This is a genomic window from Mesorhizobium sp. WSM4808, assembly GCF_055811675.1.
Genome location: NZ_JBVVQX010000001.1, coordinates 375,668 through 395,181, shown reverse-complemented (window position 1 = coordinate 395,181; position 19,514 = coordinate 375,668). Strand labels below are relative to the sequence as shown.

Annotated in this window: 24 protein-coding genes; 12 read left to right on the top strand and 12 right to left on the bottom strand. The window is 62.1% G+C overall.

Going from position 1 to position 19,514, the window contains the following annotated elements; genetic code table 11:
- The gene (locus AC0L2U_RS01875; protein WP_164762703.1) at positions 1-1,011 is read right to left on the bottom strand and encodes a fatty acid desaturase; all 1,011 of its coding nucleotides are present in this window, start codon (positions 1,009-1,011) and stop codon (positions 1-3) included.
- Positions 1,012-1,240: 229 nt separating this feature from the next.
- Here AC0L2U_RS01875 and AC0L2U_RS01870 point away from each other — a divergent pair, with 229 nt between their 5' ends.
- From AC0L2U_RS01870 to bmt, 3 genes are all read left to right on the top strand, one after another.
- On the top strand, positions 1,241-2,098 hold the full coding sequence (locus AC0L2U_RS01870; protein ID WP_127267834.1) for a helix-turn-helix domain-containing protein: 858 nt from the start codon (positions 1,241-1,243) through the stop codon (positions 2,096-2,098).
- Between the two features lie 71 nt (positions 2,099-2,169).
- A complete protein-coding gene (locus AC0L2U_RS01865) occupies positions 2,170-2,772 on the top strand; it encodes a DUF1989 domain-containing protein (protein WP_127810184.1) in 603 nt (200 codons plus the stop codon).
- 102 nt (positions 2,773-2,874) lie between these two features.
- A complete protein-coding gene (gene bmt, locus AC0L2U_RS01860) occupies positions 2,875-3,897 on the top strand; it encodes a betaine--homocysteine S-methyltransferase (RefSeq protein WP_164895589.1) in 1,023 nt (340 codons plus the stop codon).
- Between the two features lie 15 nt (positions 3,898-3,912).
- Here bmt and AC0L2U_RS01855 read toward each other — a convergent pair whose 3' ends face one another.
- From AC0L2U_RS01855 to AC0L2U_RS01845, 3 genes are all read right to left on the bottom strand, one after another.
- Positions 3,913-4,182, bottom strand: a complete 270-nt coding sequence (locus tag AC0L2U_RS01855) for a hypothetical protein (protein ID WP_023812294.1) — start codon at positions 4,180-4,182, stop codon at positions 3,913-3,915.
- Positions 4,183-4,391: 209 nt separating this feature from the next.
- Positions 4,392-6,506 (bottom strand): vWA domain-containing protein, encoded by a 2,115-nt coding sequence (locus AC0L2U_RS01850; RefSeq protein WP_128287860.1) that lies wholly within the window; start codon positions 6,504-6,506, stop codon positions 4,392-4,394.
- 2 nt (positions 6,507-6,508) lie between these two features.
- Complete coding sequence (locus tag AC0L2U_RS01845) at positions 6,509-7,069, bottom strand: RNA polymerase sigma factor (RefSeq protein WP_127810181.1); 561 nt, start codon at positions 7,067-7,069, stop codon at positions 6,509-6,511.
- A 155-nt stretch (positions 7,070-7,224) separates the two neighbouring features.
- Here AC0L2U_RS01845 and AC0L2U_RS01840 point away from each other — a divergent pair, with 155 nt between their 5' ends.
- The 6 genes from AC0L2U_RS01840 (at position 7,225) to AC0L2U_RS01815 (ending at position 9,567) form a co-directional block, all read left to right on the top strand.
- Positions 7,225-7,548 carry an ArsR/SmtB family transcription factor gene (locus tag AC0L2U_RS01840; RefSeq protein ID WP_023812297.1) on the top strand — a complete coding sequence of 108 codons (324 nt, stop codon included), beginning with the start codon at positions 7,225-7,227 and terminating at the stop codon, positions 7,546-7,548.
- Positions 7,545-7,970: an SRPBCC family protein gene (locus tag AC0L2U_RS01835; RefSeq protein WP_473601324.1), complete on the top strand. Its 426-nt coding sequence runs from the start codon at positions 7,545-7,547 to the stop codon at positions 7,968-7,970. The genes AC0L2U_RS01840 and AC0L2U_RS01835 overlap by 4 nt, the downstream gene beginning before the upstream one ends.
- 55 nt (positions 7,971-8,025) lie before the next feature.
- On the top strand, positions 8,026-8,247 hold the full coding sequence (locus tag AC0L2U_RS01830) for a hypothetical protein (RefSeq protein WP_292134250.1): 222 nt from the start codon (positions 8,026-8,028) through the stop codon (positions 8,245-8,247).
- Between the two features lie 12 nt (positions 8,248-8,259).
- Entirely contained in the window at positions 8,260-8,697 is a 438-nt protein-coding gene (locus AC0L2U_RS01825; RefSeq protein ID WP_473601323.1) for a DUF1801 domain-containing protein, read from the top strand.
- Positions 8,697-9,044, top strand: coding sequence for a VOC family protein (locus tag AC0L2U_RS01820; protein ID WP_473601321.1), 348 nt, complete (start codon positions 8,697-8,699; stop codon positions 9,042-9,044). The genes AC0L2U_RS01825 and AC0L2U_RS01820 overlap by 1 nt, the downstream gene beginning before the upstream one ends.
- A gap of 115 nt (positions 9,045-9,159) precedes the next feature.
- Positions 9,160-9,567: a DUF1801 domain-containing protein gene (locus tag AC0L2U_RS01815; protein ID WP_473601320.1), complete on the top strand. Its 408-nt coding sequence runs from the start codon at positions 9,160-9,162 to the stop codon at positions 9,565-9,567.
- Here the strand turns inward: AC0L2U_RS01815 and AC0L2U_RS01810 are convergent.
- Both AC0L2U_RS01810 and AC0L2U_RS01805 read right to left on the bottom strand, forming a co-directional pair.
- Positions 9,564-10,742 (bottom strand): BaiN/RdsA family NAD(P)/FAD-dependent oxidoreductase, encoded by a 1,179-nt coding sequence (locus AC0L2U_RS01810; protein WP_473601318.1) that lies wholly within the window; start codon positions 10,740-10,742, stop codon positions 9,564-9,566. The genes AC0L2U_RS01815 and AC0L2U_RS01810 overlap by 4 nt on opposite strands.
- Entirely contained in the window at positions 10,742-11,410 is a 669-nt protein-coding gene (locus AC0L2U_RS01805; protein WP_473601317.1) for a TetR/AcrR family transcriptional regulator, read from the bottom strand. The genes AC0L2U_RS01810 and AC0L2U_RS01805 overlap by 1 nt, the downstream gene beginning before the upstream one ends.
- A 139-nt stretch (positions 11,411-11,549) precedes the next feature.
- Between AC0L2U_RS01805 and AC0L2U_RS01800 the strand changes: the two genes are divergently transcribed.
- Positions 11,550-12,107, top strand: a complete 558-nt coding sequence (locus AC0L2U_RS01800) for a DUF308 domain-containing protein (protein ID WP_473601316.1) — start codon at positions 11,550-11,552, stop codon at positions 12,105-12,107.
- Positions 12,108-12,270: 163 nt separating this feature from the next.
- On the opposite strand, the gene AC0L2U_RS01795 is transcribed toward AC0L2U_RS01800, so the two are convergent.
- The 5 genes from AC0L2U_RS01795 to AC0L2U_RS01775 form a co-directional block, all read right to left on the bottom strand.
- The gene (locus tag AC0L2U_RS01795) at positions 12,271-13,008 is read right to left on the bottom strand and encodes a dienelactone hydrolase family protein (protein ID WP_128363373.1); all 738 of its coding nucleotides are present in this window, start codon (positions 13,006-13,008) and stop codon (positions 12,271-12,273) included.
- Between the two features lie 103 nt (positions 13,009-13,111).
- Entirely contained in the window at positions 13,112-14,416 is a 1,305-nt protein-coding gene (locus AC0L2U_RS01790; protein WP_128363374.1) for a CynX/NimT family MFS transporter, read from the bottom strand.
- Positions 14,413-15,090 (bottom strand): FadR/GntR family transcriptional regulator, encoded by a 678-nt coding sequence (locus AC0L2U_RS01785; RefSeq protein ID WP_292631238.1) that lies wholly within the window; start codon positions 15,088-15,090, stop codon positions 14,413-14,415. Before AC0L2U_RS01785 ends, AC0L2U_RS01790 begins: the two co-directional genes overlap by 4 nt.
- Before the next feature lie 100 nt (positions 15,091-15,190).
- Positions 15,191-15,886 carry a 4Fe-4S dicluster domain-containing protein gene (locus AC0L2U_RS01780; protein ID WP_127398441.1) on the bottom strand — a complete coding sequence of 232 codons (696 nt, stop codon included), beginning with the start codon at positions 15,884-15,886 and terminating at the stop codon, positions 15,191-15,193.
- Between the two features lie 89 nt (positions 15,887-15,975).
- Positions 15,976-17,550: a trimethylamine methyltransferase family protein gene (locus tag AC0L2U_RS01775; protein WP_024501311.1), complete on the bottom strand. Its 1,575-nt coding sequence runs from the start codon at positions 17,548-17,550 to the stop codon at positions 15,976-15,978.
- Positions 17,551-17,824: 274 nt separating this feature from the next.
- On the opposite strand from AC0L2U_RS01775, the gene AC0L2U_RS01770 reads away from it, so the two are divergent.
- On the top strand, positions 17,825-18,523 hold the full coding sequence (locus tag AC0L2U_RS01770; protein WP_027029468.1) for a corrinoid protein: 699 nt from the start codon (positions 17,825-17,827) through the stop codon (positions 18,521-18,523).
- A gap of 84 nt (positions 18,524-18,607) precedes the next feature.
- Here the strand turns inward: AC0L2U_RS01770 and AC0L2U_RS01765 are convergent, their stop codons facing one another.
- Positions 18,608-18,748, bottom strand: coding sequence for an entericidin A/B family lipoprotein (locus AC0L2U_RS01765; protein ID WP_023812312.1), 141 nt, complete (start codon positions 18,746-18,748; stop codon positions 18,608-18,610).
- A 64-nt stretch (positions 18,749-18,812) separates the two neighbouring features.
- Between AC0L2U_RS01765 and AC0L2U_RS01760 the strand changes: the two genes are divergently transcribed.
- Positions 18,813-19,442, top strand: a complete 630-nt coding sequence (locus AC0L2U_RS01760; RefSeq protein WP_127317923.1) for a DUF1638 domain-containing protein — start codon at positions 18,813-18,815, stop codon at positions 19,440-19,442.
- Positions 19,443-19,514 lie beyond the last annotated feature (72 nt).

Genomic DNA, 19,514 nt, shown 5'->3' with positions numbered 1-19,514 from the left:
TTATTCCTTCGGCGGCTCCGCGGGAACCGGCGCACTGCCGAGTCCGCTGATGCTGCGCGCCCTGATGCGCGGCTTGAAGGCCCTGCCCGGCTCGGCTTGACGCCGCAGCACCGGGTGCACGATCGGCTCCTTCGCCTTGAACGCATAGGCTTTGATCAGCGCGAAATAGTTGGGATAGGCATAGCCATTGTTCATCCGCAGCCATTCCTCACGGCGGTCGCGAAACAGCTTGGGCAGCTTGTACCAGGCCACGGTCGGGGTCTTGTGATGGACGAAGTGCAGATTGTTGTTGAGGAACAGGAACGACAGCGGCGAGCGCTCGACGATGACCGTGCGGCCTTCCGGATGTTCCGACCATTGATGCTCGGCGAAAGTACGGATCGAGATCAGCGACTGGCCGAGCCAGACCGGCACCAGAATGTAAAGCCACAGCGGGATGCCGAAGCCGAACTGCACGATCGGCATCACGACGGCAAGGCCGATCGCATGCAGCAGCCAGGCCTTGCGGATCGCCTTGTCACCGGCGATCACCTGCTTGGCATCGTCGATGAAGAAGCCGACGCAGGACAGCCACGGGCCAAGCACGAAGCGGCCGGCCATGGTGTTGTTGATCTTGAGCAGGAATTTCATCGTCGGCGGCAGTTCGTCGTGCTGCCAGAGCGCCTGATAATAGCTTTCCGGATCGTCCAGCGGGTCCGTCAGCCGCTCGTCGGCGTGGTGGCGCAGATGAATGGTCTTGAAGCGGCGGAATGGCCAGACCAGACCGATCGGCAGGAACACGAAGGCTTCATTGACCCGCGCGTTGCGTGTCGGATGCCCGTGCAGCACTTCGTGCATGATCGACGATTGCAATGCGGCGGTCAAAGCCAGGATGGCGAGCGCCAGGACGGGGTAGGATGGCCAGAGCAGGAAACCGGTGGCGAGCCAAGTTGCGTAGCAGAAGAAGGCGAGTACCACGGTCGGCCACTCTATGGCCGGTGCGCTGTGTCGCCTGATGCTCTTGCTCGTCATGCTATCGACCACTGCCCCTCAGTCGCCGGAGCCCCAATTGGCTCCTGACAACATTGTGTCAGGAGAAGTGATTCCACTCAACGAGACAAAGTACACAAACTGTTGCGATTGCGCATTTTTGACCGCACTTGTTACACATTGTAAACAGGCTTATGGATTCATTTACGCCTGAGGTGCGCTCGGAAGCGATTCGGCGCAAATTTTTCCTCAATCGAGGTGGAGCACGGACATGGACAAGCGCGACCTGTCGACGATCTTCCGCGAGCGCCTGAAAACACTCTTGACACGCTCCGACCTGAACCAGTCGGCCTTCGCGACTGCGGTCGGCATCGACCGTTCGGCGCTGTCGCAGCTGCTGTCGGGCGCCTCGACGCGTCTGCCCCGAGCGGAAACGCTGCTCAACATCGCCGCCGAGTTCAAGGTGTCGCTCGATTGGCTTCTCGGCCTCAGCCAGGACGAGGGCCTCACCGGCGAAATCCGCGAGAGCTTGGAGATCGAGGAGGCACCGGACGGCTTCGACCGCACGCTGCTGGCCAAATGGCATGCCGAGGCGGCCGGCACCAAGATCCGCTACGTACCGGCCGGCATTCCCGACCTTCTGCGCACCGAAGCATTGGTCGACTACGAAGCCGGCATCACCAACAAGAGCCGCCTCGCCCAGGCCGGCGAAACGCAATACCGCATCGACTACAACAGGCGGCCGGAAACCGACATGGAAGTCTGCATGCCTCGCCATACGCTGGAGATTTTCGCCCGCGGCCTGGGTGTCTGGGATCGTTTCCCGGAAGCCGACCGCCGCGCCCAATTGCTGCACATGGCGACGCTGCTCGACGACCTCTACCCCACCTTCCGGCTGTTTCTCTATGACGGGCGGATTCGCTATTCCATCCCCTACACCATCTTCGGTCCCTATCGCGCCGCCATTTATGTCGGCGACATGTATCTGGTGCTCAACGCCACCCAGCCGATCCAGACGCTGATCCAGCATTTTGACAATTTGATCCGCGCCGCCGACATCAACGCGCACGAGGCGTCCGGCTTCGCGCACAGGCTGGCCGGCATGTCGTTCCCAACAGGCACTGTCTGATCTCTGGCAATCATGGTCCTCTGGTGGAGCCTCGTCCCGGCCACGCCATTTCCATTTTTGAAGGACAGCTCATGCCCGATCCGCGCCGCATCGTCGTTCCACCCCAGTCGGGCCGCGCCATCCGCGTCTCACGAGGCGACCTCATCCGCATCATCGATCCCAAAGGACAGCAGGTTTCCGATCTCTGGGCTTTCAGCACCGACCCGGCGCTTGACTGGCTGAGCACCTCGCAGACCCGTGACATCACCGAGCGGCTTTTTCCCGCAATCGGCGACAGTTTCTTCAGTGCCGCCGCCAAGCCGATGCTGACGCTGGTCGAAGATGGCTCGCCGGGTCCGCACGACATGCTTTACCCCGCTTGCGACAGCGCGCTTTATGAGCGCGCCGGATTTCCCAATCATCCGAACTGCCGGGACAATCTGATGCAGGCGCTGGCCACAGAGGGCATATCGCTGCCTTTCGCCCCCGATCCGGTCGATCTCTTTCAGAACTCCTTGCCGGAACCCGACGGTCGGCTGGTGGTTTCCGCGTCGATCAACCCGCCGGGCGGCTATGTGACGTTGCGCGCCGAACAGGACCTCCTGCTGGTGGTCACCGCCTGCTCGGTCGACCATCACCCGACCAATGGCGGCATCTGCACCGAGATCCACGTCGAGATCACCCCCGGATCGTGAGGAAAGGGCTCCATCTGGCCGAGCGGTCGCGGCAAAATCATTGACTACACATAAAGACTTCTTTATATCCTTATTCGAATTCGAAACATGAAAGCCAATCCGATGACGACCACCAACCCGATCGATACGCTGCTGGCTGAAAAGGGCGTGCTGCTAGCCGATGGCGCCACCGGCACAAACCTGTTCGCCATGGGGCTGGAGGCGGGCGAGGCGCCAGAGCTGCTCAACGAGACGGCGCCCGACACCATCACCAGCCTGCATCAGAATTTCGTCGATGCCGGCGCCGACATCATCCTCACCAACTCGTTCGGCGGCACCCGTCACCGCTTGAAGCTGCACCATGCGCAGGATCGCGTGCACGCGTTGAACAAACGCGCCGCTGAGCTTGCGCGTGCGGTCGCCGGCAGGGCCGGCCGCAAGGTCATCGTCGCCGGCTCGGTCGGCCCGACCGGCGAATTGCTGGTGCCGCTGGGCGCCATGACCTATGACGAGGCGGTCGACGCCTTCGCCGAGCAGATCGAAGGCCTCAAGGAAGGCGGCGCCGAAGTCGCCTGGATCGAGACGATGTCGGCTCCAGACGAGATCCGGGCCGCCGCCGAGGCTGCTATCCGCGTCGGCCTGCCCTACACCTATACCGGTTCCTTCGACACTGCCGGCCGCACCATGATGGGCCTGCTGCCCAGGGATATCCACGGCGTCACCGACGGGCTGTCGCAGGCGCCGCTCGGCGTTGGCGCCAATTGCGGCGTTGGCGCGTCCGACATCCTGGCCTCGCTGCTCGACATGACCGAGGCGAAGCCGGAGGCGACGGTGATCGTCAAGGGCAATTGCGGCATTCCCGAATTCCGCGGCACCGAAATCCATTATTCCGGCACGCTAGAACTGATGGCCGATTATGTACGCCTCGCCGTCGATGGCGGCGCCAAGATTATCGGCGGCTGCTGCGGCACCTCGTTCCAGCACCTTGCCGCCATGCGCAAGGCGCTCGATGCGCACACCAAGGCGGATCGTCCGACGGTTGCCGCGATCGTCGAGCGCATCGGTCCGATGCGCAACAAGGTCGCGACGGAAAACACCGCCGAGACCAGCGAAGCCCGGCGCGAGCGCCGCCGCAGCCGGGCCTGACCTCATCGATTTCGGTTATTCGCTGTTGTCGGCGTAGCTCGACTGCGCCGACTTGAAGTCGACCACATTGTCGCCGCGCATCGTCATCAGCGCGCCTGAAGCGCTGGGGTCGGTGATCTGTTCCAGCATGATGCGGAAGCGGTCGTTGGTCAGCGCCGACAGGGCGGTGTGGCGCGCCTGTGCGACATCGTCACTGATACGCCTGGATTCCGATGATGGGGCCGATGAAACCGCCGAGGCGTCTGGCGCTGGGGGTATCGAGTTGGCGATAGTCCTGATCTGCAATTTCGGCTCCCTCAAGCCCAGTACACCTGTCCTGCGTAACAAGGAGGGGGTTGCCATCCGGTACCGGAAATGCCGCGCAATTTAACGACCCATAAAATCCGCGAAAAAAGGCCGGCAAGGTTTCCCTCGCTGGCCTGCCTCACCCGCCCGCGGTCGGTTCCCCCGTATCAGAACGATCCCATCTGAAAGAAACCGGCCGTCATCATCACTTACCGGTTACCGCCCAGCGCAGAGGTAAGGCGCACAAGCGAGAGGAACTCGGCCCTGTACCCAAACGGGTCGGCTCCTCGAGCGGCAGTGGCGATCTCCATGATCTTGTCGTAGCCGAACTTCGCGGTCGCATCCTCGTCGCGCAGCTTCTGGCCGAAGGCGGCAACCGCGACGGAGAAGCGCTGATCGGTGCTGGCCTGGTCGAAGGACGAAATCTCGTTGGCCGAGGTCACCGGCGTGGTGATCAGTTTCGAGACGTCTTCATTCGGCAGCTTATAGCGGATCTTGACGAAGGCATATTCGTCCGCATTGGCGACGCCGCCATTGTCCACCGACGCCTGGCCATAACGCAGTTGGTCGATCTGCTCGCCACCACTGCCCTTGGGCGTGATCTCGTAGATCGCGGTGACCGAGTGGCCCGAACCGATATCGCCGGCATCGACGCGGTCATTGTTGAAATCCTCGCGGTTCAAGGCGCGGGTCTCGTAGCCGATCAGGCGATATTCCGAGACCTTGTTCGGGTTGAACTCGACCTGGATCTTCACGTCCTTTGCGATGGTGAACAGCGTCGACGAGGCATCCTCGACCAGCACCTTTTCAGCCTCGGCCAGCGTATCGATATAGGCGGCGGTGCCGTTGCCGTTCTGGGCAATGGTTTGCATCATCTGGTCGTTCAGATTGCCGCGGCCGAAGCCGAACACCGACAGGAAAACGCCGGTCTTGCGCTCGCTTTCGATCAGCCGCTTGAGGTCGTCGTCATCGGTCTGGCCGACATTGAAGTCGCCGTCGGTAGCAAGCATCACGCGGTTGACGCCGTCCTTGACGAAGGATTTTTGCGCCAGCCTGTAGGCTTCCTTGATGCCCGCCTCGCCGGCCGTGCTGCCACCGGGCGTCAGATTGTCGATGGCGCTGAGGATCTTGTCCTTTTCGGACGCCTTGGTCGGCTCCAGCACTGTGCCGGCGTCACCGGCATAGGTCACGATCGAGATAGTGTCGTCGGCCTTCAGCTTGCTGACCAGCAGGCGAAATGCCGATTTGAGCAGCGGCAGCTTGTCCGGCTCGTCCATCGAGCCCGAGACATCGATCAGGAAGACCAGATTGGCCTTCGGCTGCTCGGTCGGCTTGACGTCAAAACCCTTGATGGCGACATGCATCAGCTTGGTCTGCGTGTTCCACGGCGTCGGCATGACGCTGACGGTCGAGTTGAATGGTGTCGAGGCCGACTCCGGACCCTTCCAGTCATAGGGGAAGTAGTTGATCATCTCCTCGACGCGAACAGTATCGGCCTGCGGCAGGGTGCCCTGCTTCAGCGAGCCGCGCACGAAGGAATAGGAGGCCGTGTCGACGTCGATCGAGAAGGTCGAGACCGGATCCTCGAGTGCCGCATGCACCGGATTGGTCTTGAAATCCTCGATGCGGTCGCGGTTTTCCGGTTGCGGCTGCATCTGGTCGGCCGGCAAGATCGACGGCTGCTGCGGCGCCATCAGCTTGGATTCGGCCGGCATGCGGGCTCGCGAGGTGCTGGGTACACTTGCAGCGCCATCCAGCGCGAATTCACCTGTCGGTGCCGGCGGCGCAGGCTCGGCCAGCACACCGCGCTCCAGCGCATTTTGTTGTGCCGCGCCGGAAGCAACGGTCGATTCGGATTTCTGCGGCGAGGCCGGCGCCACAAGCGCATCGGTGGCGCCGCGGCTTTCCACATCCGCGTCTGCCTTCTTGTCCTTCTCCAACTCGCCGCGAGCCGGCTTCGGTTCGGCGGTCGTCGGCTTCACCGTCGCCGGCTTATCGGCCAGCGTCTCGGTGATTTTCTCGTCGCCGCCGAATTTGGGCGGCTGTTCCCTCAGCAGATGGAAGGTGGCGTATCCGGCGATCGGCAGGGCGACGAGCCCGGCAAGGGCCGGCGTGGCAATGAGTTTCTTTTGCATGATCTCGCTCCAGAGCTTTTGTGCTCGCTCTGTGAGACGAAGCCCGCCAATCGATCCTTGGGTGACAGCAGAAATATTTTCCTGATCATAGGCGCGCAGGGCGGCCTCGAAGGCACGTGCCTTGGCATCCTTGGCGGGCGCCGGTGCTGCGATATCGCGCAGTCTGTTGAGTTCGTTGTCGTCGACCATGGTCACACTTCCCCGGCCGCGCGCATCAGCGTCTTCAGCCGTTTCTTCGCTTCATGGATGTGCCAGGAAACCGTCGTCTCCGAGATCGCCATCGCCTCGGCGGCGGCCGCGTGGCTCAATCCTTCGCCATAGACCAAAAGCACGGCGTCGCGCTGCTTGTCCGGCAGTTGCCGCACCGCCGTCCACAGCGCTTCGGCCGGATCTTCCGGTTCGACCGACGCCTCGCCTGAGATCAGTGCATGGACGCCATAGGCCTCTGTCTTGACTGTCTCGCGGGCGGATTTGCGCATCATGTCGCGCGCGGCGTTCAGGGTCACGGAATAGAGCCATGTGGTGAAGGCCCCGCCGCCGCGATAGCCGCGGATCGCCTTGCCCAGCCTGACGCAGACTTCCTGGGCTATGTCCTCGGCATCGGCCTTCCTGCCGCACCAGCGATAGGCAGCGCGATAGACGAAGTCATAGTGCCTTTCCAGCAATGTGCTGAAGGCTCCCCTGTCTCCGCCCTTCGCCCGCCCGATCAGTTCGGCGTCGGAGGCTTCGCTTTCATCCAGCATCATCGCCATCATTTGCCTGTTGGACGAAGGCTAATGGCTAATCCTTGGGGCAATGGAAAGATTTTTTTGGAAACCGCCGGATCGTGACCGCCGGCACCCCGCTTGACACATCCATATCTCGGCGGTTATACGTCAATCAATAGCCACCGGGTTATCGATCCAAAATGAACAACGCTCACGATGTCCTCTTCAGAACACTCTCCGATCCGACGCGCCGTGCGATCTTCGAGCGCCTGTGCCGGCAAGGCGAGCAGACGGTCGGTGCCCTCACGGCCCAGTCGGGGGTCTCGCAGCCGGCGGTGTCGAAGCATCTCGGCGTGCTCAGGCAGGCCGGGCTCGTGCGCGACCGCCATCAAGGACGGCAGACCCATTATAGCGCCCAGCTCGCAGCACTTTCCCCGCTGACCGACTGGACGAACCAGATGAATGCGTTCTGGCAGAGCCGGTTCGACGACCTCGAAAATTTGCTCAAAAGAATGGACCAATGACCAACATTGCGACCGAAACGCGCTCCGTCGTCGTCGAACGTGAGATCCCCTATCCGCCGGAGAAAATCTGGCGCGCGCTGACCCAACCGCATCTGATCGAGGAATGGCTGATGAAGAACGACTTCAAGCCAGTCGTGGACCACCGTTTCAATCTGCGAAAGGAGCCGCAACCCGACGTGAGCATTGTTGTCGACTGCCAGGTAACAGCCGTCGAGCTGAACAAGACACTGTCCTACACGTGGCAGGCCTATGGCCTCGAGAGTGTCGTCACCTGGACCCTCATGCCGACCAGCACGGGAACCCGGTTGCGTATGGAACAGTCCGGCTTCCGGCCGGATCAGGAGCAGGCGTATCGGGGCGCGACGAGTGGGTGGCGGCAGTACTTTACAAATCTGAGTCAGGTCCTGGCGCGGATAGATTGAACCCGCCGACATGCGGATCACGGGTCCGCGTCGGCTGTTTTGACAGGAGGAACTATTGGACTGGAACATGTGGGTTCGGCAAATTCATCGCTGGCTGTCGATCATCTTTACGCTGACCGTCGTCGCCAATTTCGTCACCATGGCATTCGGCCAGCCTCCCGCCTGGGTGGTCTATTCGCCGCTCCTGCCGCTCTTCCTGCTGCTGTTCAGCGGCCTGTACATGTTCGTGCTGCCCTATGCCGCCAAGGGCCGCGGCGCGCAGCGTGCCGGCGGATAGGAGTGGGGCAGAATGGCCAAGACGCTGGGACAATCGACCAAGGCCGCACCGGTCCTGCTCTCGGGCGGCAACCCGAAAATCGCCAAGGGCGACGGCGACGCTCCGGTGCAGGCCTACATCACTGCAATGCCGGGCTGGAAGCGTGGCCTCGGCGAGCGGCTCGACGCGCTCATCGAACACAACGTGCCCGACGTGCGCAAGGCCGTGCGCTGGAACTCGCCCTTCTACGGCGTCGAAGGCCAGGGCTGGTTCGTGAGTTTCCATGTCTTCAACCACTATTTGAAGGTGACCTTCTTCAGCGGCACGTCGTTACGGCCGATTCCGCCTGGCGGCACGGCCAAGAGCAAGGATGTGCGCTTGATCGACATCCGCGAAGACGATCCGTTCGATGAGGCGAGGATGGTGGAATGGATCAAGCAGGCCGCGGCCCTGCCCGGCTGGATCCCGTAATGACCGACTATGACAGAGGAAAAAGAGCAATGAAGATCAAGCTGACCAGCGTGTATGTGGACAACCAGGAAAACGCACTGCGCTTCTACACCGACGTGCTGGGCTTCACCAAAAAGGCCGATTTCAGTAATGGGCCTTATCGTTGGCTGACCGTGGCCTCGGCTGAAGAGCCTGATGGAACCGAACTGCAGCTCGCGCTCAACGACAACCCGGCCGCCAAGGCCTATCAGGAAGCCATCTTCAAGCAGCGCCAGCCCGCCGTCATGTTCTTCACCGACGACGTCAAGGGCGACTACGAGCGTATCAAGGCGAAGGGTGGCGCGTTATCAAACCGCCGACCGAGGTGACCGGCTCGACCATCGCCCAGTTGAACGACAGCTGCGGCAACCTCATTCAGATCACCCAGCTGGCGCGCTGGTAACGGGCGACGGTTGAAACGCGTCGAGGCACAGGAGACACCCAATGACCCCCTCGCAACAGATCGACCAGCTGATCGCCGGCCTCACCGATTGGCGCGGCGAGACGCTCGCCGGCATCCGCAAGACCATCCTTGCAGCCGACCCGGACATCGTCGAGGAGTGGAAGTGGATGGGCAGCCCGGTATGGTGCCTCGACGGGAACATCGTGGTCGGCAACGCCCACAAGGACAAGGTGAAACTCACCTTTTCCCATGGCGCCAGCCTGCCGGACCCCGACAATCTGTTCAACAATGGTTTTGGCGGCAAGGTGTGGCGGGCAATCGACATGTTCGAGGGCGACAGGCTCAATGAGGGCGCTTTAAAAGAGCTCGTCCGCGCAGCGATCGATTACAATCAGGCCAAAAAGAAGAAGAAAGCGGCTGCCGGGGCGAAGCCACGGACGCAAGTCTAGGCCGCCTGGCCTGCCACCCAGCCCGACGACCATGCCCACTGGAAATTATAGCCACCCAGCCAACCCGTGACATCGACGACTTCGCCGATGAAGAACAGGCCCGGCACGGATTTCGCCTGCATCGTCTTCTGGTCCAGCCCGTTGGTGTCGACCCCACCCAGCGTCACTTCGGCGGTCCGGTAGCCCTCTGAGCCGGCAGGCTTGATGCGCCAGTCATTGACTGCGGCAGCTATGGTTTTCATCTGGGCGTCGGAAAGATCAGCAAGGTTGCCGTCGATCCCGGTGCGCTCGGCGATCGACTGCGCAAGCCGCTTCGGCAGATGATTTGCCAGCACCGTCTGTGCCGCTTGCCGCCCATTGCTTCGCTTGGCCACCCGAATGAGGTCCGCCACGTCAACTCCCGGCAGCATGGCGATGCGGATTTCATCGCCCTCCCGCCAATAGGACGAGATCTGCAGGATGGATGGCCCGCTGACGCCGCGATGCGTGAACAGCATCGCTTCGGAGAACCGCGTCTTGCCGCAGGCGACTTCCGCGTCGACGACGTTGCCGGCCAGGGGCGCCAGCCGTTCGAGCGTGTTTGCGTCGAAGGTCAGCGGCACCAGCGCCGGTCGCGTTTCGACAATGGCAAGGCCGAACCGTTCGGCAAGCTCATAGCCGAAACCGGTCGCCCCCATCTTGGGGATCGACTTGCCGCCGCAGGCCACCACCAACGACTGGCAAGTAACCAAGCCTGTGGAGAGGGTGAGCGCAAACCCCTCCACGGTTTTGCGGACATCCTCAACGCTGGCCGAGAGCGCCAGCTCCACGCCCCTGCCCTGCATTTCCGAGACCAGCATGTCGATGATCTGGCGCGCCGAGCCGTCGCAGAACAGCTGCCCAAGCGTCTTCTCGTGATAGGCAATGCGGTGGCGTTCGACGAGGGCGATGAAATCGCGCTGCGTGTAGCGACTGAGCGCCGAAATGCAGAAATGCGGATTGCCCGACAGAAAATTCTTCGGGCTGGCATGGATGTTGGTGAAATTGCACCGGCCCCCGCCGGAGATGCGGATCTTCTCGCCAGGCGCCGCCGCATGATCGAGGATCAGCACCGAACGGCCGCGCTTGGCCGTCTCCACGGCGCACATCATTCCGGCGGCACCCGCGCCGATGATCACGACATCATAAGATTGCATCAGGCTATTCGTTCCCGCTCGACCGGCTCATTTGGGGCGCGCCACTTGCGCTGCCTGGTACCACTTTGGTCAGATGGTTTTCTAGCAATCCGTCCCAGCAGCCTGGTGATCTGGGGGGTGACGATTGTGGTGAACAACCCGGGATCGCTGAAAGCTCTTGCGGACAGCATTGCCCCATGAACCGATGCCATCAGCATCTGGGCCTCCTCCTCCGGCCGATTGTTCAAGCGGAACAAGTCCTGCTCCATTCCAGCCCGCAGCACCGACGTAAGCCATTCCGCGAGATTTTGGAAATGGGCACGAACGCGTGATGCGACCTCTTCCGGCAGCATCTGCATCTCGCCGGCGAGCATCGCGCAGACACAGAAGGACGGCGAGGCATCGCGAATGCATGTCCGCCAATAGTTCAGATAGGACTGCAGTTGTTCAGCAGGGCTTGAGAGTTCTCCCCGGAGAGATTCCAAACCCGCTTCGGCCTGCCGCCTGTAACTATCCACCAGCACGGAAACCAGCTCGGCCTTCGTCGGAAAATGATGGTGGATACTCGCCTTCCTGATGCCGATGGCAGCCGAGATATCGGCATAGCTGAACCCGTTGTAGCCTCCCGCGACGATGAGAGACTGCGCGACATCGAGAATCTTTTCTGAAGTCGAAGCCATTGATTTCATATCGCTGCCTACCTTCTGGTAGGCAAATTGTCAACGTTGTGCATCGTTCCCGATTCTCACAGGGACGTGTCCGGACATCGGGTTGACTCAAAGGCTTTGCCTACCTACTGATAGGTAGACAGCAACAAGGAATCTGCCGATGCAAAACCAATCATTCACCCAGTCCAGCTGGCTACGATCCTATTATTTCGCACGCGCCATATTCTCTATCGCCTGGGTTGCTGCTGCCATTCTGTTCGGCGGGCAACCCGGTCCCACCGCGCTTCTGCTCGTGATCTACCCCGCATGGGACGCCCTCGCCAATCTGGTCGACGCCAGGGTAAATGGCGGCCTGAAGGCCAACTCGTCCCAGGCATTGAATGTGGTGGTCAGCCTGATAACGACGCTCGCCGTCATCGTGGCGGTCGCCAACAGCATGTATGCCGTTCTGGCCGTGTTTGGGGTCTGGGCGATCCTCTCGGGCCTGCTGCAACTGAACACGGGACTAAAGCGTTGGCGCTACCAAGGCGCACAATGGGCGATGATCCTGAGTGGTGCGCAGTCGGCCCTCGCCGGCGGCTTCATGATCAGCCGATCCCTCGGCACGGCTGCGCCGACGATTCTGGACATCGCCCCTTATGCCGGGTTCGGCGCGTTTTACTTTCTGCTTTCCGCAATTTGGCTTGTCGTAGCAGCCTATCGCAAGGCAAACGCCTAGGCGCAGCCTGATCCGGCGGCGGCAAGGTGAACAGTCATCTGCCGCCGTCGAAAGGGCAAGCATCGCTCACTCTTCGCCGCATCGGCTGCCGTTCTGGTTCAAAGACGCGTAGCGTCCTGCTCAGAGTCGACCTGTGTGCGATCAGTGCGCAGTGACTCCTGCCTTAAATCAGCGTCTCTGCGAACAGCGTCGTCAATCGCTTCCAGTGGCGTTCGGCACCCGCGGCGTTGAAAACGCTATGATCGGGCACGCACCAGCCATGCGCCATCCCGGCATAGTTCTCGATGACATGATCGACTTCCGCAACCCTGAGCGCCTCGGCCAGCCGCGCCGACTGTTCCGGCGGGAAACTCCTGTCGACACCCGACATGCCGACATAGACGCGCGCCTTGATCGAGGCTGCCTTGCGATGCGGGCTGTCGGCGGCGTCGCTGGCCAGATTGCCGCCATGGAAGCTTGCGGCCGCCCTTATCCTGTCGGGATAGTTAGCGGCGGCGTTCAACGCCCGGCCGCCACCCATGCAATATCCCACCGCGCCAATCGGCCCGGTGATGCCCTCGGCAGCAAGCGCGTCGAGGAACGCACCGCTGTCGCTAATGGTCATCTCCTGTGTCGTGCCGGTGACCAGCGCCATCAGCGGGATTTTGGTCTTTTCTTCGGCGAAGGCGGTCTTGGCGTCGAACGGCCCGTAAGGCGCATTGCGGTAGAACAGGTCCGGCACCAGCACCGCATAGCCTTCATTCGCCAGCCGCTCGGCCATACCGTCGAGCGCCGGCCGCGGACCGAAGGCGTCCTGATAGAGGATGACGCCGGCCTTGGCAGGAGATGCGTTTGCCGAGCGGAAAAGCCCGGCATTGGCAACACCATCCCTGGTCTTGATCTGAATGTCGTGTTTCGTCATCGCCCGCTCCGTTCGACTGATGCGCGATACATATCCGCGCAAGGCCATACGGCAAGGCATTCCCGGGGCGTGGCAGTCAACATTTCGTGCAGGATTGCGGACGCTATTGCTCGCCCTCGCGCACGGTTCGCGCGCCGACATGCAGCGCACGGCCGGCACCGAGCCCCATAATGGCTACGCCAAGCCCGAGCGCGACGAACAGGAACGCCGTTCCCGAAAAACTGCCGGTCCAATCGCGGATCAGGCCCACCAGCAGCGGGCCGAATGCCGCCAGCACATAGCCGACGCCTTGCGCCATGCCTGAAAGATGCGCGGCGACATGCGAATCCGGCGAACGCAGCACGATCAAGCTCATGGCAGCCGCGATAAGGCCACCTTGCCCGATGCCTTGCAGGACCGCCCAGAACAGCATCGTCGAGGTCGGCGCAAAGAGAATGCCGAGCAGCGCGACCACCGCCGTGGCGACGAGCGCCACATTGATGCCGCGCTGGTCCTTCAGCCGCATCGCAAAGAATGGCACGGCGAGGCACGTGATGACCTGCGCCATCACTGACACCGAAACCATGGCGCCAGCGGTGGCCGCATCGAAGCCACGCTCGCGCAGGATCGGCGCCAGCCAGCCGAAGATGCAATAGGCGAGCGCCGACTGCAGCCCCATGAACAGCGTCACCTGCCAGGCCAGGCGATCGCGCCAAAGCCCGACGACGCGAAAGCCTTGATGGCTCACTTGCCGCCGGCTGCCCAGCGCCTGCGGAATCCAGATCAGCAACACAATCAGGGTCGGCACCGACCAGGCAGCAAGTGCTCCGGACCATGAACCGGTGACAAAATGCTCGATCGGCAGCGTGAAGCCCGCGGCGGCAGCCGAACCGGCGCAGAGCGCCATGGTGTAGAGCCCGGTCATGACGGCGGCCCTGTCGGCGAAATCGCGCTTCACCAGGCCTGGCAGCAGCACATTGCCGATGGCAATGGCGCCGCCGGCCAGGAAGGTCGCGACAAACAGCAGGGGAACCGTACCGAACCAGCGCAGGCCGGTTCCCAGCACCAGCAAGGCGAGCGCCCCGAGCAAGGTGCGCTCGGCTCCATAGCGCTGCGCAAGCCTTGGCGCGAAGGGCGCGAACAGGCCGAGGCACAGGACGGGCAGCGTCGTCAGCAGGCTGGCGCCCGTCGTCGACAGCCCGGTTGCCTGCATCACCTCGGGCAACAGCACCGACAGGCTCGAAAACAGCGGCCTCAGGCTGAAGGCGATCAGCACAAGGCTCGCGCCAAGCACGAGGCGCGCGGCACGGCTGCGCAGTTCAGGCGGCTGCGGTACGGGCAGGCTGTCGACTTCCGCGTCGATGAGTTCCAGACCCTCGATGGCGGCGGATTGCGCCTTCGGGTCAGGCTGACGAAAACTCTGGTTCATTGCGAAAGCAGTCTTTCAAGTTGGGCAAGCACCGGCGCCATGAAGGCGCGGACGGCGGCAACCGCGCGCTCGGGATCGCTTGCGGCAATGGCGCCGACGATTGCCGCATGCGCCTGGTGGTCCGGTTCGGGCAGATCGCCGTCGATGGTGGCATGGATGGTCTCGGTGATGGCAGCGGTGAAGAAGTCGTAGAGCTCCATCATCGCCCTGTTGCCGGACGCTGCGACGACGGATTTGTGGAAAGCGAGATCGCGCCGGATGAAGGCATCGCTTCCGCCGTCCGCGACGGTGCCGCGTTCGGCAAGCAGTTGCCGCATCCGCTTGAGATCGGCTGGCGTGTGGCGCAAGGCGGCGAGCCGTGCGGCCTCGAGGTCCAGCGCTGCCCGCGCCTCCCACTGATCGCGCAAGCCGCTGCGCTTGACCCGGTCGAGCGCGGCAGAGGTATTGACGGCGGAGCGCACATAGGTGCCCGAGCCCTGGCGCGTATCCAGCAATCCCTGCGAGACCAGCACCCGCACCGCCTCGCGCACCGTGCCGCGGCTGACCGACAGAAGGTCGGTCAGGGCTGCCTCGTTGGGGATACGCTCGCCGACGCCCCAGCGGCCGCTGACGATCTCGGCACGCAGGCTCTCGGTGGCGCTGTCGGTGAGATTGGTTCGGATAGCAGGTTGCATCGGTCTATTCATCAAGTCATCTGATGACTTGATGAATAGACTTGTGTCTAACTGCCGTCAAGATGCGCGAAGCGAACGAGCACCACGCAATTGGAATGGATCAGTTGGTGGCTCGTGCGAAGCTCGCCATGTGGAAGGCCTGAACCTCCGGCGGATAGCGATACTCCGTGCCATAGGGGCACGAATTGCGATCAAGGCAGCCGCCGCTGCGGCAAGGCGAGCCGCCGGCTTCACGCACATGCGCCAGGCAGGATTGATAAGCGAATCCTTGCTCGGAATAGGCGTCGACCGGGCAGGATTTCAGGCAGGGTTTCTCGACGCAGCTATCGCAAAGGTGAGGCGCCGCTTCGCCGGCTTGAATCGGAAGCTCGTCCTCGAACAGCAGCGCACCGCGATAGGCATGCCATAGCCCGTATTGCGGATGCATGAGGATGCCGAGCGGCGACGGCTTCAGTCCCTCCGCCCGCATCGCCCATTGCTGGAACGGCAGATAGGGCTTGTCCGACGGAGAAATCGCCCGTGCGCCGAATACCTCGGCCACGGCGCCGATCACTTCGCGCGACCACGTATCGAGCGGATTGGCGATGGTCTGCGATTGCTTGTCGAACCAGCGCAGGAAATGCGGCCAAGGCGCTGCACCAGCCTGCCCGACCAGCAAGACGGATTTGACGGGAGCACCTGAGAGGTCGGCAAACGGGGTTTCGCTCGCTCCGCACTTGAAGCCGCCGCGCAGGATTAGGCCATTGGCCGAAAGCACGGTCGCGATGTCCTCAACCCGGCGCCCCGCGGCAGTCATCCCTTCTTGACCGGATCGGAGAACGCGCTCCGCCAGACTTCCTTGTGGATGATGTTGGCGACTTTAGCCCCGCCTGATTCGGGCTCCTTTCAAGTGAAGGCGTCGGGCATCGACCCCTTCTTCTTGGCGATGAAGTCCTTCAACGCTTCGTCGATGCTCGGATCGAGATGCGGCGCCTCGTAGCTTTCCAGCCAGCGGCGGGCAAGCTCGTTGGCGCGCTGCGGCGCTGTCTTCTCGCCTTCGGCCAGCCACTGCTCGTAGGAATTGTTGTCGGCGATGTTGGAGCGGTAGAAGGCGGTCTGGAAATTGGCCTGGGTGTGGTCGCAGCCGAGATAGTGGCTGCCGGGGCCGACCTGGCGGATGGCGTCCATCGCCTGGCCGTTTTCCGACAGATCGACGCCCTCTGAGAATTTCTGCGTCATGCCGAGCTGGTCGATGTCCATCATGAATTTCTCGTAGCAGGACGCCAACCCGCCCTCGAGCCAACCGGCCGAATGCAGCACGAAATTGGTGCCGGCCAGGATGGTCGAGTTCAGCGTGTTGGCGCTTTCATAGGCCGCCTGAGCATCCGGAACCTTCGACGCGCAGAGCGAGCCGCCGGTGCGGAATGGCAGGCCGAGACGGCGCGCCAGCTGTGCGGCGCCATAAGACACCAGCGACGGCTCCGGCGTGCCGAAGGTCGGCGCGCCCGACTGCATCGATATCGACGAAGCGAAGGTGCCGAACAGCACCGGCGCGCCCGGCCGGATCAGCTGCGTGAACGAGGCGCCGGCCAGCACTTCGGCCAGGACCTGCGTCAGCGTGCCGGCCACCGTCACCGGGCTCATCGCGCCGGCAAGGATGAACGGCGTGACGATGCAGGCCTGGTTGTGGCGCGCATAGACTTTCAGCGCGCCGAGCATGGTCTCGTCGAACACCATCGGCGAGTTGGCGTTGATCAGGCTGGTCAGCACCGTGTTGTTCTCGACGAAATCGTCACCGAACACGATCTTGGCCATGGCGACGGTGTCTTCGGCGCGCTCCGGCGCGGTCACCGAGCCCATGAACGGCTTGTCGGAATATTTGATGTGGCTGTAGATCATGTCGAGGTGGCGCTTGTTGACCGGCACGTCGACGGGCTCGCACACAGTGCCGCCCGAATGGTGGATCGACGGCGCCATATAGGCGAGCTTCACGAAATTCTGGAAATCCTCGATCGTCGCGTAACGCCTGACGCCGTCGAGGTCACGCACGAAGGGCGGACCGTAGACCGGCGCGAACACGGTGGCATTACCGCCGATCTGCACCGAGCGCTCGGAATTGCGCGCATGCTGGGTGTAGACGGACGGCGCGGTCTTCAGAAGCGAGCGGCACAGCCCCTTGGGAAAGTGCACGCGCTCGCCCTTGACGTCGGCGCCGGCCTCTTTCCACAGTTGCAGCGCTTCCGCGTCATCACGGAAGATGATGCCGATCTCCTCGAGCACCGTGTCGGTGTTCTTCTCGATCAGCGCCAGGCCTTCCTCGTCCAGCACCTCGTAAACGTTGATCTTGCGTTTGATGTAGGTGAGCTGCGTACCCGGGCCACCGCCCGAACGTGCTGCCCGCCGGGCTGCTGCCCCGCCACTGGCGCCACGCCCACGTCGCGCGTTTGACGCTTCCTGATCGACTGCCGCGTGTTCGCTCATGGTGGTTCTTCCCTGAATCTGTTCTTGTCTGGAATCCATAGCAGCTGCCTCTCGCCGCTTCTTGCCAGATCGTAGCCATGCACCCTATTCGAAACGGCCCGCCAGCGCCAACGCCTGTCGCAAAATCGACAAGAATTCCAAGAGAGTTACGGTCGCTTTCCTTTTGCGGGAAGTCGCAAATCAGCTATGGATACATGCCCTCAGCGGGTTAGGTATGAACGCGAAGATGTGTGCCTTGCGACATGGTCGCGATGCCGGCAGGAGCTCGATACAAATGTCCGACGACGAGATCATCCTTTCCGAACTTTCCGATGACGAGTTGGTGCAGCAGATGCACGACGATCTCTACGACGGGCTGAAGGAAGAGATCGAGGAAGGCACCAACATCCTGCTCGAGCGCGGCTGGGTGCCCTACAAGGTGCTGACGGAAGCGCTGGTCGAAGGCATGCGCATCGTCGGCGAGGATTTTCGCGACGGCATCCTGTTCGTTCCCGAAGTGCTGCTGTCGGCCAATGCGATGAAGGCCGGCATGTTCATCCTGCGTCCGCTGCTCGCCGCCACCGGCGCGCCGAAGCAGGGCAAGATGGTGATCGGCACCGTCAAGGGCGACATCCACGACATCGGCAAGAACCTCGTGGGCATGATGATGGAAGGTGCTGGTTTCGACGTCATCGATCTCGGCATCAACAATGCGGTCGAGAAATATCTCGATGCGATCGAACAGCACCAGCCCGACATCATCGGCATGTCGGCACTGCTGACCACGACCATGCCCTATATGAAGGTCGTCATCGACACGATGAAGGAAAAGGGCATCCGCGACGATTACGTCGTGCTGGTCGGCGGCGCGCCGCTGAACGAGGAATTCGGCAAGGCCGTCGGCGCCGATGCCTATTGCCGAGACGCGGCAGTGGCGGTCGAGACCGCCAAGGACTTCATGAAGCGCAAGCACAATGTGCGCGCTTCGGCCTGATTGGCCAATTCGGCCGGACAATAGGAAAAGCCGCGCCTTGCAGCGCGGCTTTTTTGTTCCCAGATGAAGAAGGCCGGGTGCGGATCAGGGATTGTTGACAGTGTCCTCGACCGCATTGGCGGTTGATTTGACGTCCTTGCCGACGCCTCGGACGGTGTTCGCACAAGCCGTGAGGGCCAGGGCGCAGGTCAAGATGGCAATTGGCGTGATGCGTAGCAGTTTCATGGACGGTGTCTCCCTCAATAGATAAATTAGCGCTACAGCAACGAAGGCCGGCTCGACGGGTTCCATGGCCAAGACGCAAAAAACGAAACCGAATCAAGACGACAGGCTGCTCGTTATCGCCTGTGGGATGATTGCGCGCGAAATTCTGGCCGTCAAGGAACAGCTCGGACTGGATCACCTCGACCTGACCTGCCTGCCGGCAGAATTCCATTTCTATCCGGACCGCATCGCCCCGGCCATGGACAAGGCAATCGAAAAGGCCAAGGCCGAAGGCTACAGCAACATCTTCGTCGGCTATGCCGACTGCGGCACCGGCGGCCTGCTCGACCGCATCTGCGAGAAGCACGGCGTCGAGCGCATGGCGGGCCCGCACTGCTTTGCCTTCTATCAAGGCATGGAGGCCTATGCGAAAGTCGCCGACGACGACATGATGTCCTTCTACATGACCGACTTCCTCTGCCGGCAGTTCGACGCCTTCTTCATGAAACCGCTCGGCCTCGACAAGCACCCGGAGTTGATCAAGGACTATTTCGGCAACTACGAGAAGCTGATCTATCTGGCCCAGACCAATGATCCGGAACTCGACAAGGTCGCCGAAAAGGCAGCCAGAATGCTTGGTCTCGTCTATGAACGCCGCGCAACCGGCTATGGCGACCTGACGGCCGGAATGGCGCAGGCGGCTGCACACGCCTGAAGCAATTCCTGACCCCGCTATGCTCCAACCCTGGGTGACAGGCCGCCGAGAACGGGTAAGTTGTGCGCCATA